Source organism: Mycobacterium helveticum, from assembly GCF_007714205.1.
GTDB lineage: Bacteria > Actinomycetota > Actinomycetes > Mycobacteriales > Mycobacteriaceae > Mycobacterium > Mycobacterium helveticum.
Genome location: NZ_VMQU01000344.1, coordinates 1 through 619 on the forward strand (window position 1 = coordinate 1; position 619 = coordinate 619).

Sequence of the window (619 nt, forward strand, 5' to 3'; positions counted from 1 at the left end):
CGGTGGGCGAGCCGCAGGTGGTGCTGCGCGGGGGGACGGTGCACACGGCCCGGGTGCACGGCAGCCGCGCGGCCGGCGGCATGCTGGTGCCGCCCGACGAGGGGCCGTGGCGACTGGGCCTGAGCAGCGCCGGCACATTCGAAAACCTGCAACTGGAGCCGGTTCCCAACGCCGATGCGCCATTGGAGCCGGGCCAGGTTCGAGTCGCCGTGCGCGCCGCCGCCGCCAACTTCCGCGACATCATGGTCACGTTGGGCATGTTCACCCACGATGCGCTGCTCCTCGGCGAGGGTGCCGGCGAGGTGGTCGAAGTCGGCCCCGGGGTCACCGAATTCGCCGTCGGAGACTCGGTGTTCGGCTTCTTCCCGGACGGCAACGGCACCCGCGTCGCCGGCGACGTTCGGCTGCTGCTGCCGATGTCCGCCGACTGGTCCTACGCCGAGGCCGCCGCCGTATCCGCGGTGTTCATGACCGCGTACTACGCGTTCGTTCATCTCGCCGACGTGCAACCCGGCCAGCGGGTGCTGATCCACGCCGGCACCGGCGGGGTGGGGATGGCCGCGGTGCAGTTGGCGCGGCATCTGGGGTTGGAGGTGTTCGCCACGGCCAGCAAGGGTAA

The 619-nt window shown here is 71.4% G+C and carries 1 protein-coding gene; it reads left to right on the forward strand.

From position 1 onward, the window contains the following. Nucleotides 1–619, forward strand: a 619-nt coding sequence (locus FPZ47_RS27840; protein ID WP_168209596.1) for an alcohol dehydrogenase catalytic domain-containing protein, incomplete at both ends; no start/stop codon positions are given.